The organism is Pseudoalteromonas sp. TAB23, from assembly GCF_000498075.1.
Lineage (GTDB): Bacteria > Pseudomonadota > Gammaproteobacteria > Enterobacterales > Alteromonadaceae > Pseudoalteromonas > Pseudoalteromonas arctica.
The window spans coordinates 23,069-40,341 of sequence record NZ_AUTP01000147.1 but is presented as its reverse complement, the minus strand read 5'-3'; the positions used below and the strand labels follow the sequence as shown (position 1 = coordinate 40,341).

Sequence of the window (17,273 nt, the reverse complement as noted above, 5' to 3'; positions counted from 1 at the left end):
TCGCGGGCTACTTCTGCAGAGGTTGTGGTGTGATCAACCAAAACAGTGTGCGGTAACATACCCGCTAACACGCCGTCGTCGCCATACACTACTGAGCGTAAATCGTCATCGTTACCAACACACATAAATACGATGTCGGCATTACTGGCAGCTTCGCGCGGGGTTGATGCAAGGCTTCCTGAATGTTCTGCAGTCCACGTTTGTGCTTTAGCTTGAGTGCGGTTATAAACGCATACGCTGTGCCCTGCTTTTGCTAAATGCCCCGCCATTGGGTAACCCATTACGCCTAAACCTATAAATGCGACTTTCATTGACATAAAAATGACCTATTTTACTGATAACTTAGAAACTAGACCTCGATTATGTCAACCGGTCGATAAAAAAGCGAATGAAAGTCTTTATAAAATTTCCTTAACGGGAAAGGTAAGTAGGTAACCTATGGACAGTATTTATCAATTTAATGCACCACTTTTTAACAGCGAAAATTTTTCTCTTAGCCAATTACAGGGCAAAACCGTCCTTATTGTTAATACAGCGAGTAAGTGTAATTTTTCGGTGCAATTAAATGCGCTCGAAAAGCTCTATCAGCAATACAAAAGCAATGGTTTTACTGTACTTGCGTTTCCCTGTAACCAGTTTGGCCAAAATGAGCCGCTTGATAATTTAGCCATTAAAGACTTTTACCAAGATCAATTTAATACCTCGTTTGAGGTATTTGGTAAGGTAATGGTAAACGGGCCAGAAACACATCCGTTGTTTAATTATTTAAAGTCGCATACGCGAGGTATTTCGCAAAATCGTGCAATTAAGTGGAATTTCACTAAGTTTTTAATTAACTCACAAGGGCAACTTGTTGCACGCTATGCACCGCGTACTAAGCCCGAAACACTTAAACAAGTAATAGAAAGCAACCTACTGCAAGCCGCAAAGTTAAGCGCTGCTAGAGGTGGTAAAAAAGTATCGTCAAAAATACCTTTGTTTACCTCAAGTAAGGCTCCGCTTAAGGCTTAATTTAAATCAATAAAATGCGTTTTACTTGGGCGCTTACTTGTAAAGTAGTTTAGTGTATTAAAGGTTAACTACCCTACAAACACTCAAGCGTCGAGGCTATTACCATGAACATTGCTTTTTTTAGTACTCAAAAGTACGAACTGCCTTTTTTTGAACAAAGTACACGCGGTCACCGCGATATAAAAATAACGTATTTTGAACAAGCCCTGAGCGAACAAACGGCTATTTTAGCAAACGGGTTTGATGCCATATGCGTATTTGTTAACGACACTGTAAACGCCACTGTTATTGAACAATTGGCAAGCCAAGGCATAAATACTATTTTGCTACGTTGTGCAGGATTTAATAATGTTGATTTACCTGCAGCAAAAGCACATAAAATTAAAGTATTACGCGTACCAGCATACAGCCCAGAAGCAGTAGCCGAGCATTGTATTGCACTTATGCTAACGCTTAGCCGTAAAACCCATAAAGCGTATAACCGCGTACGCGAAGACAATTTTGATTTAAACGGATTACTAGGCTTTAACTTGCACAATAAAACCGTGGGTATTGTAGGTTGCGGTAAAATTGGCCTAGCGCTGTGCAACATTTTAAATGGCTTTGGCGCTAAAGTATTAGTGTGCGACCCCTACGCACAACCTGGCAATTATACAATTACCGATATAGACACCTTACTTAGCCAAAGCGATGTGATTTCTTTGCATTGCCCTTTAACGGAGCAAACTCATCATTTAATAGATGATGAGGCATTTAGTAAAATGAAAACCGGCGTTATGCTTATTAACACCTCTCGCGGTGCACTGCTTAACAGCAAAGCGTGCATTAATGCACTTAAAACTAAAAAATTAGGCTACTTGAGGCTCGACGTTTACGAGCAAGAGTCGGAGCTGTTTTTTAAAAACCACAGCGACGAAATAAATCAAGACGATATATTTTCGCGCTTAGTGAGCTTTAAAAATGTTTTAGTAACGGGGCATCAGGGCTTTTTTACCCAAGAGGCACTCACAGAAATTGCTAATACAACAATACAAAATGCACTTGAAGTAAATGAAGGTAAGCCTCTAACTAATGAGGTTTTATAAATACCTTGGCTGTACCTAAATAACAAGCACAAAAAAGCGAAGTGCGTTTTAAGCTCACTTCGCTTTATTAATCTATTTTTAGGGTTTAGATAAAATTAACCAAAGGCAACGTTTGCAAATACCAAGGTCATTAATATTGGGCAAACAAAACGAATATACTGAGCAAACCAGTAATGTACGCCGGTTGTTGCTTGGTGTAATTTATTACCACGCTGCCACATCCACCCTACTGTAATAAAGTAAAATAAGCCCATAAGCGGTAGTTGGTATTGAGTAAATAGCATAATAACTAAGCCAAATAACCAATCAAAATTTAATATAATGGCGCTTGCACACACAAGTACAACGGCGCTTACCGCCCATGTTGCTTTGGTGCGGCTAACGCTGTGGTTTTCGACTAAAAACGCTACCGGAATTTCGGTGGTCGATATAGTTGACGTAACCGATGCGATAGACATTAATACAAAAAATAATAAACCAACTAATAAGCCAATTTCGCCCATAGTGCTAAATAGCTCAGGTAAAATAGCAAAAATAAGTTGCCCTTCGCCAATCAGTTTACCGCCACTAAATACCTCTACACCGTTGTGCTGCGCCACATAAATAGCAGGAATAATAAGTAACCCCGCTAAAAACGCAACGCCAGTATCAAGTAAAGCAACACCTGCTGTAAGCTTTGGTAAATTAGCATCTGGCTGTAAATACGAGCCGTAAATCATCATACAACCCACACCTAGTGAGAGCGAAAAGAACGCTTGCCCCATTGCAGCAATAATTAAATTAGGATCGAGTATTTGGCTAAAATCAGGAATTAAATACGCGGCAAAGCCTTCGCTTGCGCCATCAAGTGTTGCAATGTAGGCAATTAAACCAACAAGCAGCACAAGTAACAGTGGCATTAAACGGCGCGACCAGGTTTCGATTCCCGATTTAACACCTTTTAAAATAATACTGGCAGTTAAAATAAGCATAAGCGGCGTAAATACAAAATTACGCAGCACTGAGTCGCTATGTAAAAATTCGCTTGCACCTGTAAAACCTAAAAAGGTTGTTATGGGTTCAATAGCGTACGAGAGCATCCACCCTGCTACTATTGAGTAAAAACTTAGCATAACAACTGCGCCCGCAAGGCCTATATAGCCTGCCGCAGCACCAACCTTACGGTTAGTGTTTTGCCATGCATCGCCCAATGCTTTTACAGGATTAGCTTGTGCTTTGTGACCTAAATAAAGTTCGGTATACAGCGCAGGAAGCGCAAGTAAAAATATAACAATAAAGTAAACCAGTAAAAATGCACCGCCACCATGGTTGGCCGCTTGCGTAGGAAAACCCCAAATATTACCTAAACCCACTGCTGCGCCAGCAGCGGCTAAAACAAAACCAAGTCGGCTTTGAAACCCATCACGCACTTGTGCCATACATCTACAAATCTGTTATTATTTTGATTATTGTGAATTAAACCATATTTCATGCCAGCTGAGTAATAAAATTGTACCCAGCCTTTATTAGTGGCGTTAACCGCTCACAATATCAGCGACTTCTTTTGCTTTAGGGCTTTTATGACTGAACACTATTTTAAAAACGCCTTGAGTATTACTTCAACTCAATTGGCAAATTTGTCTTTAGCGAGTAACAGTATTTTATTATTTAATGCTAAAACACTTGAGCTTAGTGACTTTAATTTGCCCGATTACTTAAGCCCATTTGAGATAACCATTATAAACCGCCGCAAAAGCCCACAAGCTAAGCAAGAGTATTTAGCTACGCGGTTATTGTTAAAACACCTTATTAAAATAGCGCAGCCGCAACATGCGCACGTGGCGCTTAATAAAATGAGTACAGAATTTGACGAAGCAAGCTCAAAGCTGCAAATACATGTAAATGGTAATGTTATTAATACCTGTATTTCGCATTCGCATGGTTTAGTTGGGGTCGCGTTAAATTTTGATAAAAGTGAGTTCGGTTTTGATATTGAAAAAGTAAGCCTAAAGCGCTCATTTGAAAAGCTCGCTAAGCATTTTTATCATAATGATGAAATTATACTTATCACCAAGCCTACTAATACCCAAACCCAAGCAGATACGTTTTTTAGAATTTGGACATTAAAAGAGTCACTTGCTAAAGCCACCAGCCGCCCTATTGCAAAATTACTTAGCCCCAATGTGTTTGACGAATTAAATAGTGCAAAGCTTAGCGCTTGCAGTAATAGCATTACTGTAGCTGATAGCAGTGACCGCAATGTTTGTTTTGATGTAAGTGTGGTGCATAAAAAAAGCATCGACTGGCGATGCTTTTTATTAACCGACTTTGTTAAGTAACTTTACTAGGTAGTTTTACTAGGTAACTTTACTAGGTTATTTTCCTGAATAACGATTACTCACGCAGCAAAATCATTTTCTAATAAACGGCTATGAATAGACTGTACTACGTTATCTGACTCAGTTTGCTCTACTAAAAAGCACAGGTTGTGCTTACTAGCACCGTGACAAATTAATCGAATGTTAAAGTCTTTTAGTACACTCATTAAGTTCATTTCGTGTTGGCGTAATTGAATCTCAGAGCCAATAAGTGCCACCAATGTTAGGTTGTTTTCTACCGAAACATGGCAAAACTCTGCAAGCTTATCTAGGCATTCTTGATCAAGCTCTGGACGCGAGGCATTTTGCGCGTTATCAAGGGTTATAGCTACACTGATTTCTGAGGTGGTTACCAAATCTACCGATATATTGTATTCACTTAATAGTGTAAATACGCGTGCTAAAAAGCCGCTTGCTAGTAGCATTTCTGGGCTTTTAAGCGTAAGCAATATTTGGTTTTTACGTTGTGTTACTGCGCGTATACCTGGTTGCTGCGATTTTTCGCGCTCAATCCATGTACCGCCACGTTCTGGCTCTCGGCTAGAACCTACAAACACATTAATGTGGCTACGGCTCGCTGGTAAAATAGTCGCTGGGTGCAATACTTTTGCGCCAAAGGTTGCCATTTCAGCGGCTTCGTCAAAACTTAAGCGTGCAATTGGCGTCGCTTTTGCGCACAAACGCGGGTCGGTGCTAAAAATACCCACTACGTCGGTCCAAATATGCACGCTTTTAGCGTTGATTGCTTCAGCTAATAATGCAGCGCTGTAGTCTGAACCACCACGTCCAAGCGTTGTTGTTTGGCCGTATTCGTCACTGCCAATAAATCCCTGAGTCACAATTACTTGAGCGTCTAACAACGGGATTAAATGTTCTTTAGCTGCTTGCGCTGTGGCTGCAACATTAGGCGTTGCTTTACCAAATTGGCTGTCGGTTTTAAGCACCTTGCGCACATCAAAGCGATCGGCATTTAAACCTTGTAAACGCAGCACTTGAGCAAACAAATACGACGATAAACGCTCACCAAAGCTTAGTAGCTCGTCGTGTTGCTGATCGGTTGTTAGTGACTCTTGAGCCAATGTTTGAAATGCTTTAAGAGTTTCGTTAAAGCCAACCGCTAAATCGGCATCTAGCGATAACTCATCTAAAATAGTTTGTTGAATAGCAAGCACGCCGTTTATGTGTTCTTGGCGCTCACTTGAGGTAATACTTGGTTTGCAAAGTGCAACTAAGTGGTTAGTTACGCCGGCACTAGCGCTCACGGCAACAATACGTACGTTTTTATCTGCAACAATAATTTCGCTACAGCGACTCATCGCTTCAAAGTTTGCAACACTGGTTCCGCCAAACTTGGCAACGATGTAATCTGATTTTGCGCTTAACTCTGTTTGAGGCACTGTTTGTGGCGCTGATTGGGTAGTCATTTAGTCTCCTTTCGCGGTATCCAAACCGCAATAAAACAAGAAGAACTTGGCAAAGGAATGCTTGAAGATAAGTCCACTGCCAGAAGCTCTCCACCTATATTGGTGACAGTTTTGAGGATTCAGCCCCATAAACCGAAAAACAATGACGACGTACCATTATTTTCCTCGGCGAGTACTTCCCTCCTTAATGATCATCGGCTTTCGTCGCCTAACATTAAGTACCTAAGTATCGCACCTCTTCTGAATGCTTTATTAACCAGTGGCTAATAAAACAAAACCCCACTAAGTAGCGGGGCTTTGAAAGTTATCGTTTAGACGTCTAGCTGTCAAGCATTTAATAATTTATGAGTTAAATAAAACTGCCCATGTAATACGAGCCCGCATATCCAACCGTGTAACAAATTAATAAATGCAGCGATAAACGCAAGTAGCTCATAAAGGTAAGCGCTTTAACTTTGCTCATGGCAATAATGCCCGCAGCCGAACCAATAATAAGCATTGAACCGCCCACGCCCGTTGCATACGTAAACGACAACCAGTGCTGTTGGCTCATTACTATATCGGCTTTTAATAAAGCAGCAGTAAGCGGTACGTTATCGACCCCTGCTGATAATATGCCCATTAAGTAGTTTGCGTATTCAGGTGCCATTACCGTATATAGGTCGGTAAATTTACTCAACATACCAATTTCTTTAAGTGCGCCTACAAGTAAAAGTACACCTACAAAAAACAATAATGTGTCGTATTCTATATCGCGAACAAAGTCGATTATGTCTTTGTTAATGTCTTTTTTGCGCATTAAAAATTGCGCGACTAAAAACATCACTGATAAGCCGAACAAGAAGGTTAATAAAGGCGGTACGCTGTAAACTACACTCAGCATAAGTGTGCTCACTACGGTAGATAAAAATATAACAGCAATGGTAATGTCGGTTTTTTCGATGCGGGTTTTACCTGCACCAGCAAACTCAACACGCCCTTTCATACCTATAGACAGTAACGCGGCTAGCAGCATAACGCTTGCAAGTGCTGGCGCTATAAGTAGTAATAAATGAGCAATGGTTACTTTGCCATCTAAAAATATCATCAGTGTGGTTACGTCACCTGTTATTAGCGATACCCCACCTGAGTTAACCCCAAACACAATAAGCGTGGCGTATTTAATGAGTTTTTTAGGTTCAAGTTTTAACGACATAACAACCGCGAGCGATATAAGCGTAGCTGTTACGTTGTCTGAAATCGACGAAAACAAAAATGCAAAACCACCTACCAAAAACATGAGCTTTTTTTCGCTAATACTTTTTGGCATAACACGGTGCACAATATTTTCTATAAACCCCTTTGAATTTAAATACGCTACAAAGGTCATTGCAGCCATTAAAAATAGCCATAGAGAGGCAATTTCTAAAATATTTTCGTTTAGGAGGTGTTGAATTGTATCGGGGCTTTGCCCGTGTAGAGGGTATATAAAAAGAAGAATCCAGCAAAGCGTACCAAAAAACAGCGTGGTTTTAGCTTTATTGACATGGATAATATCTTCTATAACGATCAGTAAAAATGCAATCGCTATCAGGGTTAGAATAATCGAGGAAACCATGGTAGTTAAACAACCTTTGATATAGTTTTAAAGAACACACAAATAACATTCCATTTCATGTGCCTATTTTCGGCGCGAATTTTAGCACTGCCTCTATGCAAAAACTATTATTAAATGGTCTTAAAAACGAATACTATATACAGACAAGGTTAATTAAAAATACGTAATAATGAGTCTTCTAAAAGAACTCAATAATAAAATACTAGGATGTTGTAACCTCTTATGATCCCAGCTAAAAAGCTGCTAAACACCATAACCGAACATTGGGGTGTATTAGAGCTATTATTTAAACGTTTTAAAATGGCTGACTTTAGCCTAAAAGACGTACAAAACGCGATTAAGCAAAAGCAGCCTACGTGGTCAAACGAACGCATTTATAAAGAAACAAATCGTTTGTTAAACCAAGATATTTTAATTCCACTGGCTAAATCCTCACAGCTTGAAATAAATCGTGCCATTGCCGACTTTGCTACGTTTTTACTGCAAGAAGAACATTTAGGCTTAGCGCAAGAAATTAGCGTATTAGTAGACGACCTAGCTCGTTTAGGTAACCGCCTAGATAACGCTGGCGAAATAGAAGACTTTGACGACTTACGCCGCTATAGCCGCATTATGGATGATCGGGTGCGTAAAATAATGAAGCTCTATACGCACAACGAAAACGCTATTTTAAATATTGTTGAACAAGCTAAATCTAATAATGCGGTGCAATCGCTGCAAAAGCGTTATAAAGCGGTAATAGAAGCGTTTGACGAATACATAGAGCCAATGCTTGAAATGGTTGATATTCGCGGTGAATTTCATGCGTGTTTTACCCTCATTGAAGAGCAAATAAGTAAGCAAATACTGCACATTGAGCGCTCAGGTAAAGCGTACAACGACAAACGTATGCTGGAGCAATTACGTACCCGTATACTCGAAATGCATTTAGTGGGTCGAGAAAGCTTACGTAAAAGTGCCGACATGCTTATGCCGCTACGCGAAGAGTTACGCCGTAATAACTTAATTACTCGCCAAGCAGCCAAAGTACTTGGGCTTGTGCGCAAAAATGGCGTAGACAACATGCTAAGTGCTGTACAGCCACATTTTGTGAGCGACGCGCAGCGATATTCGCTTGGTCAGCAACGTCATATTGTGGCTTACATGGCAAGCTTGGTTGAATTTGAACACGAAGAATACCAATTGCCCGATCAACAAGACGTGCCTGCATTTGTTACGCCTAATATTCCTGACTACAACGATGTTAAAACCAGCTTTGCTAAGCGCTTTAATAAAAAACGCAAAAAGCCGCAGCCCTTGCTGCAATTTTTAGACGAAAGCTACCCAAATCTCGATGCCGACGAAATGCTATTTTTGTATCAAAAATTAGTCAGCGACAGCGATATTAAAATAATTCAAAGCGATGAAAAAGCCCGCGTAAAAATTGCCGGTCAGCACTTTTCTTTATATCCATTTAATTCAGAGCCTCAGCCAGATTCAAAGGCAGATAAATAAACCATGACACACATAAACTTAGACGAGCTAACCCACCTACAAGCCATTAATAAAAAATTAGTAGCGGGTTATCACATTTGCGAGCAAGACAACGTAATGTGGCAAGAGCTTGACCAACACATAGAAGACTACACCGCCCTATTTACCGCTTTAGGTAACGATTTAAAACGCGACAGCCGTGGCTTTTATTACTTTGGTAGCGACGAAAGCACACCCAATATGGGCAAAATATCTCGCGCTATCGCACTCACCATTTACATTTTAATTGAGCACTACGCCAATACGGGTAAAGACCCAATGCGCGCATTGTTTGACGACGTAAACGATTTAGAGCTTATGCAAACGCTGGTGCAAATTAACAAACATTTATTTGATCAGCTTGAGATATTTTCGGGATCTGATTTGCGCAAAGACGTTTACCTGCGCATGGTGCGCTTAGGTTTAGCCCGTGAAGTAGAAGGCGGCTTTATGCTACAAGCGCCAATTCACCGCTACATAGATGCACTCATGGAAGTAAACGAAGAAACCTATATTACAGAGGACGAGGAATGAAAAATCTATACGGACTAAGTAAACTCGCCCTACTTAACACCGCAGGCTATGCAAAATGTGTGATCCCGCTTGATAAAAGCAGCTCTATTTGCGCGCCCAATAACACAGGTAAAAGCTCGGTTATTAACGCCCTGCAGTTCCCGCTTATTAACGATTTGCGCTTAACAGAATGGGACGGACACGATTTAGATGAAACCCGTAAGTTTTATTTTTCATCCGATCAGTCGTACATTTTACTCGAAGCTAACTTGCCTCATGGCTCGGTAGTAATAGGCGTTGCAGGGCTTGGTAAAATTGCCGGTTACGCGCATCAGTACTTTTGTTATCAAGGAAAGCTTGATTTAGAGCAGTACACGCAAGGTAAAACTATTATTAAATTTACCAAGCTGTTCAACCATTTAAAATCGCTTAACTACAACCCTATTGAGCTTAAAGCACAAGAGTTAAACGCGCTACTTACTGGCGGCGCAACCCCATTTGACGGCGACATTAACTTAAAAATGATCCCGCTTAATAATGTGCAAGACTCCTCTATTTATAAAGAAATATTTAGACGTATTCTTAATTTACACAAATTAGGCGCAAGCGACGTAAAACGCTTTATGCTACGCGTGTTTGAACGCCATATGTCGAACTCTAAGGTCGATTTTTATGAAGTATGGCGTCGCTCATTTGATAAAGTAAACCGCTCAAAACGCGAATTAAAAGCCCTTGAGTCAATGCAAGAGCCAATAGCCGCGCTTGAATCAATGCTTGAAAACCAAACCGTGCTTAAAGGTAAATTAGCGGCGTACGCACCTAAAATTGACCAAGCATTGATTGATTTTGATACCTATCAAGAATCGCAACTTAATGAGCTGGGTATAGCGCTTGAAGATATAGAGCACGAAAAACACGAGTTTGAGCAAAAGCAAAGCCTATACGTACAGCAATCGCGTGATATAGAGCGTAGACAAACTCAAATTGAGCAGTGGTTTTTAGATTACGATGCGCTTAAAAGCGAGTTTGAACTGGTAAATAAAGCCACGCTCAAAACCAGCCTGACTCAGTTAAAACAAGATTACGAGTCGCTTTCGCACTCTATAACCAGCGCACAAGGGCAAAGCCTACACACGCTTGACTACCGCATCAGCGAAACACAAAAACAAATTAAGAGCTTAAAGCTGCAACTTAAAAATCTTGAGTTTAATTTGTTTACCCGTATGCGCGAAGACCTCTCGTTAAAAGAAGTAGAAGAAATATCGCGCATTTTAAACCCAGATATTCTCTCGTTTGCAACCACCACTAATGGCGATATAACCATTGATGATGAAGATGCATTTGGTGAATTTTTATCGCTACTTAGCGAAAACGTTAAAGGCGGCGTATTAACGCTACCAGGTGCGAGCATTAAGCTTAAAAAGCTCTCGCCTGTGCAAATGCAAAGCGGCGAAAACAAGGAGCAATTAACCGCTCAGCTAAATGCACTTGAGCATTCACTTAAAGAGTTTAAGCAACAACGCGATGTTGCAGCAAACGTTGCCGACAAGCAAAAAGAAAAAGACGCGCTATACGATGAGCTTATGAGCGCAGAGAGCGCGCTAAAGCGCTTAGAGCAGTTTGATATAATGCAGCAGTCGGTTGAAGCGCAAGCCATGCTAAAAGAGCAGTTATTAGCTGAGCGCGAACAAGTTGACGACTACTTGCAAGATATTCAAAAAAATAGTGGCTCAATTGCCGATCGTCGCTCGTTAATTAAATCGAAACAAGAGCAAATTAATCGCCAAACTGAGCGCTTACGCCAAGTTAAAAGCGAGCGAATTGACCACACGCTTGATTTATACAGCGGCAAAGTGACCCCGTACATGATTGATATTACGGTCGACTTTGATAACTTAAGCGATCTTGTTCATCACTTTAATAAAGACTGCCAAGAGCTGCGTAATTTTGACATAAACGTGCGCAACACCTATTTGCATGTATATAACGCGGGTATAACTAAATTCGACAACGAAAACGACGAATATACTAAGTACCAAAAGCTAATAAGCGCCTTTCATAATATTGATAACGAACGCGACGCTGTTGAACGCCAAGCTCGTGTTGCACTTACCGAAGTGGCTGCAACTATTAAAGGCTTACGAGAAGATTTAGACCGCCTTCGCCGCGAAATGAACAGCTTTAATAAAGGCATAAGCCAGCACCGTATTTCAAACCTGCAAGCGTTTAAAATTAACGTAATACCGCGCAAAATGCTGGTTGATAGTATAGATACCATTATCAGCACGTCGCATCAGTTTGAACAAGGCGACACACTTGATTTACTGAGCCAAGAACCGTACAGCGAAAGTGCGGTAAACGAAGCGAAAGATCACTTAATTAAACTCGCCTCAGATAAAGCGGGCTTAACACTTACCGATTTATTTGATATTCGATTTGAAGTGGTTAACCGCGCAGGTGAAACAGAGCACTTTGAAAAAATAGATTCGGCGGGTTCAAACGGCACACGTATTACGATTAAGTTATTGTGTGGCATGTTGTTTATTCGCTACTTATTAAGTGACCAGGAACAAAACCTATACCGTATACCTATTTACATAGATGAAGCGGCCGACATTGACCCACAAAATCAAAAAGCAATTATAGAAACCGCACTAAGCTTTGGTTTTGTGCCTATATTTGCCTCAGTTAAACCACAAATAAGTTGTGACTACATTGTGCCTATTCGCTCGGTAAAAGACGGTGCACAAAACTGGGTAGATGAAAAAGATTGGATTGAAGTTGAACACAATTAATTGGCCGTTAAGGCAAACCAACTAAACTAAAATATAGGACGTTTAAATAATACACATTTAAACTATGTGTGTTATTTTAAATTAATGCATTTTATTGGAGCAAACGTAATGAAAAATATACTTATTGTTGCAGCGCTAGCACTTCTTACAGCCTGTACACAAACCCCAGATTGGGATTACGATAAATCAGCTAACTTTAGTAATTTTAAAACATTTGCTTGGGTAGAAAACGCCAGCCTAACTAAAGACACAAATAACTATCAAATTAATGGCCTAATGGAAAAGCGTGTTCGCACTGCCGTTAATGCAGAATTGAGCCAAACACTAGGTATGAGCTTAGTTGATGCAGCGCAAGCTGATGTACTTGTTAACTATCATGCATCGGTAGATAAAGAGCTTGAAGTAGATAACTTCAATATAAACTACCGCCCGCATTGGGGTTATTGGGGTACTGGTTTTCAACGCGATACAACTGCGCGTGAATACGAAGTGGGTACACTGATTATTGATATTGTAGACCGTGAATCTAACCAGCTAGTATGGCGCGGCGCAAAAGAAGGTCGATTAAAGAAAAATCAATCGCCAGAACAACGTGAAACATCAATTAATAAAACAGTGAGCGAAATTTTAAGTAACTTCCCGCCGCAAAAGCAGCAGTAAGTTAAAATTAGCTATAAGTAAGTTTTAAAAGAGCTCACAGTACGTGAGCTTTTTTGTGGGTGTGTATTTTTGGAACTTTTAAAATAAAGTTATTACGAGCTGCGCTCGTCACGTCAGCAAGCTGCACGTCTACAAAAAACACCGCGTCAAACTTTACCTGTAGGCGCTAAGCTTGCTTGCGCGAGAAGCGATAGCTTCTAATTACTTACTTTTATAGGGCTATATTCAACCTTAAATTACGAGCTACGCTCGTCACGTCAGCAAGCTGCACGTCTACAAAAAACACCGGATTAAACTTTACCTGTAGGCGCTAAGCTTGCTTGCGCGAGAAGCGATAGCTTCTAATCACTTACCTTTACCTAACGCTATATTCAACCTTAAATTACGAGCTACGCTCGTCACGTCAGCAAGCTGCACGTCTACAAAAAACACCGCGTCAAACTTTACCCGTAGGCGCTAAGCTTGCTTGCGCGAGAAGCGATAGCTTCTAATTACTTTATAGCGCTATATTCCATCTTAAATTACGAGCTGCGCTCGTCACGTCAGCAAGCTGCACGTCTACAAAAACACCGCGTTAAAGTTACGATTTATACTTATGCAGTAACTCAAGCGGTATGTGGCAATAGTCATCAGGATGATTAGTTAAGCGGTCTTGATGCTCAGGATCGCTTGGCACGTAGTTAGTTAGCAGCTCGACCCCTACCACAATTTTATCAGCATCACTTCGCTGGCTTATATAATTGCTAGCGACCTTTAAATGATCTTGGCTTTTGCTATAAATGGCAGTGCGATATTTAGGGCCTACGTCATCCCCTTGTTTGTTAACGCTATACGGATCAATAATCTCAAAAAAGAAGCCAAACAGCTCGTTTAAGCTAACCTCTTTTGTACTAAATATTACTTTTACACACTCAGCATAACCGTCGTATTCGCCTTGTGTATTATCATTTTTTCCATTAGCCCGCCCTGCTTCAGTACTTATTACACCAGGTAAGTGCTTTAAAAACTCTTGCACGCCCCACAGGCAGCCACCTGCAAAGTAAATAGTATCTTGCTGTTTTATATTCATAATAAATGTGACCAAGTTTGTTAGATGCATTAACGTTGCAAATGATAATCAAATGCAGTTTTTAATGAATTAATGTACAATCGCGCCAAAATCGCAGTTGTTTAATTGAATTATTTTATCACGCCTTAAAAGTGTGTTCTGAATTTAATTGTTACCGTAATTGCATATAAAAAATGAGACACACAACATGAAATGGTCACCGCACTTTATACTCCCTGCACTGCTATGCAGCGCGAGCAGTTTTGCCTACGGCGAAGCTGTAACTAATAAAACTGAAGCATCACCGGCAATCGAAAAAATAACGGTTGAGGCATCGCCCACTGCAAACACATTACCTGTAGGTACATTTGACTCTCCAGTATCTAATTTAGAGTATGACCCACGTGTTGATTTGCAATCACGTAATATGGCTGAAGCGCAAGCCGATGTAACTATACGTGGCGGTATTTTTGAAAATACCGGCTTTAGAGTTGGTAGTGCTACTTTACTTGACCCACAGTCTGGGCATTACTTTGCTGAAATTCCTATTGCACCGCAAATGCTTACCGGCCCTTATATTTTAACAGGCGCAGACAATGCGCTTAATGGTGCTAATAGCTCTGTAGGCACTGTATCGTTTGGCTGGAAACCAATTAGCACGGGCGGCAGTGTATCGGTAGGTACTGGCACAAATGATTTTAACTTACAAAGCTTACATGCGGGTGTAAGTATGCCCCTTGAAGGCGCAAAGGATTGGAAGCTTGGTTTTGAAGGTGAGATTTCTCACTCACAAAGCGATGGCACTATTGATAACGGCGATCACGACTTTACGCGTGCATCGGGTCGCGTTCAATTAGCTGGCGCTGATTCTCAAACCGATTTATTTTTTGGCTCACAAGATAAGTTTTTTGGCTGGCCAAATTTGTACACACCATTTGGCGTTAACGAAACAGAAGAGCTAGAAACCCGCTTATTAATGCTAAACCATAAGCAAAATTATGCGCAGGATAGTAACTTTGAAGTGTCGGCTTATTACCGCACACACGACGATCATTATATTTACTCTCGCGAAAATCCAAGCGCTTTTGAAGCGTTTCACAAAAGTGAAGTTAAGTCGTTAGCGCTATCGGGGCATCATGCTCAAAGCGATGTATTTGCTGTAAATTATTCAGCGCAGTTTATTGACGACTCAATTGAATCTACCACGCTTGAAAACAACTTTACCTCTCGTAAGTATTATAAATTAAGCGTATTGCCTGAATACAAAATGGCGCTTGAGGATAATAAACAACTTACATTTCGTTTAGGTGCTGCGTTTGACGATACAAATAGAGACGACTCAGAACTGTCACTTATTGGTGATGTAACGCTTAATACACAAAACAGCAAAGGTTTTGAGCGCACGTTTTATTTATCGTACGCAGAGGCAAGCCAAGTAGCAGGCTATACCGCGATTGGTGGAAGTGATTCAGGCGGGTTATTTAGAAGTAATTACACCCTTGAGCGCGAAACGACTAAAAGCCTAGAGCTAGGTTTATTAGTTGATGAGCAAACTTGGCAACTTAATTCGGCTATTTTTTATCGCAAAGATGACAACTTAACCGATTGGACGTTTAATTTTGATTCAAGCTCAGCGCGCTTTGCAAACCCTGTAGATATAAATACGACGGGCATTGAGTTCTTAGCAACTAAACACTTTGAAACAACCGAAATTGTAGCGAGTTACACCTACCTTCATAAATCAGAAAATTACGGTGCGGCAGATATTGATGCTAGTTTTTACGCATTAAACTTTCCTGATCACCGCCTAACACTCGGCGCAATTTGGAATCCTACTGATATATTGCAGTTTAGAATAGATAACGAGTGGCGCAAACAGCACGAAAATGCGCTGCGCGGTAGTGACGACGATGCTTTATTTACTCATTTAACGTTAAAAATTACGCCGCCAATGCTAAAAAACTTATTTATTACTTTAGCAGCAGATAACCTATGGGGTGAATCGTTTGAAGAGATACCTGGTACACCAGGGCGAGGTGAGCAATATACGTTAAGCGCAACGTATAGTTGGTAGAATTGAGCTATCACATTCAAAGACCTGTTTATTTAAAACAGGTCTTTGAATAAATATTTAGCAAAAAATAAACGGCATACTAAATATTAAGAGCTTTGATTACTCAGCTTATATTGAACCAGAACGACATTGTCTTTTTCTTAGCTCATTATCAATTTGTAAAGGGCGACTAAGCTCATCTGTAAGAACCGGCGAAACAACCGTACCGGTTTCAACTTCTTGTATCCAGATTGATATTTTATCCCCTTCCCTTTTTCTATTTAGCATGTAGCTTTTATCAGAATCTAAATTAACGTTAAAATTAACAAAAGCTTCTTTTTGACTATTTAAAACATCAGGGTTTGAAACACTCGCCTTTACCCATAAATCATGCTCACCACTGATATACTGCTTTGGTTCAGCCCATTGTGTAGGTTTTTTGTTAAAGCACATCAAGTGGACATATTCTAGATCTACTCCCTGCTCTCTTTTAAAGTTTTCGAGTCTAAAGTGGTCTTCTTTAATATCGGTTTTAATTGGTAAGTTTGAACAACCTAATAAAGTCACACCTAATGTAAATGCTGTAAGTAAATTTTTCATTTTTCTTTCCTTTTAAAAATTAAGATTGAACGAAATCACCTATAAATGAGATTTATAAAAAGTATCTTACAATTTCCTATATTAGCAACAAAGTTAAATATGTCTAATATTTCGCCATTAAATAAATTAACGACTGCTTTTAATAACCTTGTGAAGATTTTTATTAATAATATATTGTAAATAGATGTGTATTAAAAACGAGGATTAAGTTAGCTCTTCAAGCTCTGTAATAAGTGCTAAAGCCTGTGCATTTGTTGACCCGCACACATCAAGCGTGGCGCTAAAATCACTGCATACTTTAGGTCGGCTTGAATCACCAAATAACTTACATAAATTACGTTCGTCTAGCTGAATACAGCGCTCTCCGGCCTTTTTACCATTTGGCATACCTGGAATAGGCGAACTAATACTTGGCGCAATACAACATGCGCCGCAGCCTAGCCTGCAACTCATCGATTCGGTTTTCATAATATCCTCTGAATAAAACACACTTACTTTAATTCCTTTTTAGGAACGTAATTAGCCGCATGTTGAGTTGTAATGTACATATGTAATGCTTTGTTACATCTTAAAACGCCTTGTAAACACTTTATTGCGTATTATTGCTCTGTCACCACC

The 17,273-nt window shown here is 40.2% G+C and carries 15 protein-coding genes and 1 riboswitch; of the genes, 8 read left to right on the top strand and 7 right to left on the bottom strand.

From position 1 onward, the window contains the following. Nucleotides 1–317, bottom strand: a 317-nt coding sequence (locus L654_RS0106060) for an NAD(P)-binding domain-containing protein (protein WP_024607565.1), incomplete at its 3' end; no start/stop codon positions are given. 121 nt (nucleotides 318–438) lie between these two features. Here L654_RS0106060 and L654_RS0106055 point away from each other — a divergent pair. Together L654_RS0106055 and L654_RS0106050 are read left to right on the top strand one after the other, a co-directional pair. Beyond that, entirely contained in the window at nucleotides 439–1,011 is a 573-nt protein-coding gene (locus tag L654_RS0106055; protein WP_024607564.1) for a glutathione peroxidase, read from the top strand. A gap of 104 nt (nucleotides 1,012–1,115) precedes the next feature. Beyond that, complete coding sequence (locus L654_RS0106050; protein WP_024607563.1) at nucleotides 1,116–2,096, top strand: 2-hydroxyacid dehydrogenase; 981 nt, start codon at nucleotides 1,116–1,118, stop codon at nucleotides 2,094–2,096. Between the two features lie 95 nt (nucleotides 2,097–2,191). On the opposite strand, the gene L654_RS0106045 is transcribed toward L654_RS0106050, so the two are convergent. Then, complete coding sequence (locus L654_RS0106045) at nucleotides 2,192–3,514, bottom strand: sodium-dependent transporter (RefSeq protein WP_024607562.1); 1,323 nt, start codon at nucleotides 3,512–3,514, stop codon at nucleotides 2,192–2,194. Between the two features lie 141 nt (nucleotides 3,515–3,655). On the opposite strand from L654_RS0106045, the gene L654_RS0106040 reads away from it, so the two are divergent. Further along, on the top strand, nucleotides 3,656–4,414 hold the full coding sequence (locus L654_RS0106040) for a 4'-phosphopantetheinyl transferase superfamily protein (protein ID WP_024607561.1): 759 nt from the start codon (nucleotides 3,656–3,658) through the stop codon (nucleotides 4,412–4,414). 59 nt (nucleotides 4,415–4,473) lie between these two features. Here L654_RS0106040 and lysC read toward each other — a convergent pair whose 3' ends face one another. Together lysC and nhaD are read right to left on the bottom strand one after the other, a co-directional pair. Continuing rightward, nucleotides 4,474–5,877 (bottom strand): lysine-sensitive aspartokinase 3, encoded by a 1,404-nt coding sequence (gene lysC, locus L654_RS0106035; RefSeq protein ID WP_024607560.1) that lies wholly within the window; start codon nucleotides 5,875–5,877, stop codon nucleotides 4,474–4,476. 75 nt (nucleotides 5,878–5,952) lie between these two features. After that, nucleotides 5,953–6,125: riboswitch (Lysine riboswitch) on the bottom strand. Between the two features lie 101 nt (nucleotides 6,126–6,226). After that, nucleotides 6,227–7,474: a sodium:proton antiporter NhaD gene (gene nhaD / locus L654_RS0106030; RefSeq protein ID WP_007375803.1), complete on the bottom strand. Its 1,248-nt coding sequence runs from the start codon at nucleotides 7,472–7,474 to the stop codon at nucleotides 6,227–6,229. A 222-nt stretch (nucleotides 7,475–7,696) separates the two neighbouring features. Between nhaD and L654_RS0106025 the strand changes: the two genes are divergently transcribed. From L654_RS0106025 to L654_RS0106010, 4 genes are all read left to right on the top strand, one after another. Continuing rightward, a complete protein-coding gene (locus L654_RS0106025; RefSeq protein ID WP_024607559.1) occupies nucleotides 7,697–8,968 on the top strand; it encodes a hypothetical protein in 1,272 nt (423 codons plus the stop codon). A 3-nt stretch (nucleotides 8,969–8,971) separates the two neighbouring features. Continuing rightward, entirely contained in the window at nucleotides 8,972–9,520 is a 549-nt protein-coding gene (locus L654_RS0106020) for a hypothetical protein (protein WP_010553432.1), read from the top strand. Then, a complete protein-coding gene (locus L654_RS0106015) occupies nucleotides 9,517–12,294 on the top strand; it encodes an ATPase (RefSeq protein ID WP_024607558.1) in 2,778 nt (925 codons plus the stop codon). Before L654_RS0106020 ends, L654_RS0106015 begins: the two co-directional genes overlap by 4 nt. Nucleotides 12,295–12,402: 108 nt before the next feature. Next, nucleotides 12,403–12,954 carry a DUF4136 domain-containing protein gene (locus L654_RS0106010; protein ID WP_024607557.1) on the top strand — a complete coding sequence of 184 codons (552 nt, stop codon included), beginning with the start codon at nucleotides 12,403–12,405 and terminating at the stop codon, nucleotides 12,952–12,954. A gap of 580 nt (nucleotides 12,955–13,534) precedes the next feature. On the opposite strand, the gene L654_RS0106000 is transcribed toward L654_RS0106010, so the two are convergent. Continuing rightward, entirely contained in the window at nucleotides 13,535–14,023 is a 489-nt protein-coding gene (locus L654_RS0106000) for a peptide-methionine (S)-S-oxide reductase (protein ID WP_024607556.1), read from the bottom strand. 187 nt (nucleotides 14,024–14,210) lie between these two features. On the opposite strand from L654_RS0106000, the gene L654_RS0105995 reads away from it, so the two are divergent. Further along, complete coding sequence (locus tag L654_RS0105995) at nucleotides 14,211–16,076, top strand: TonB-dependent receptor (RefSeq protein WP_024607555.1); 1,866 nt, start codon at nucleotides 14,211–14,213, stop codon at nucleotides 16,074–16,076. A 108-nt stretch (nucleotides 16,077–16,184) separates the two neighbouring features. Here the strand turns inward: L654_RS0105995 and L654_RS0105990 are convergent, their stop codons facing one another. Both L654_RS0105990 and L654_RS0105985 read right to left on the bottom strand, forming a co-directional pair. After that, nucleotides 16,185–16,655: a hypothetical protein gene (locus L654_RS0105990; RefSeq protein ID WP_024607554.1), complete on the bottom strand. Its 471-nt coding sequence runs from the start codon at nucleotides 16,653–16,655 to the stop codon at nucleotides 16,185–16,187. Nucleotides 16,656–16,859: 204 nt separating this feature from the next. Continuing rightward, entirely contained in the window at nucleotides 16,860–17,123 is a 264-nt protein-coding gene (locus L654_RS0105985; RefSeq protein ID WP_007581895.1) for a YkgJ family cysteine cluster protein, read from the bottom strand. Nucleotides 17,124–17,273 lie beyond the last annotated feature (150 nt).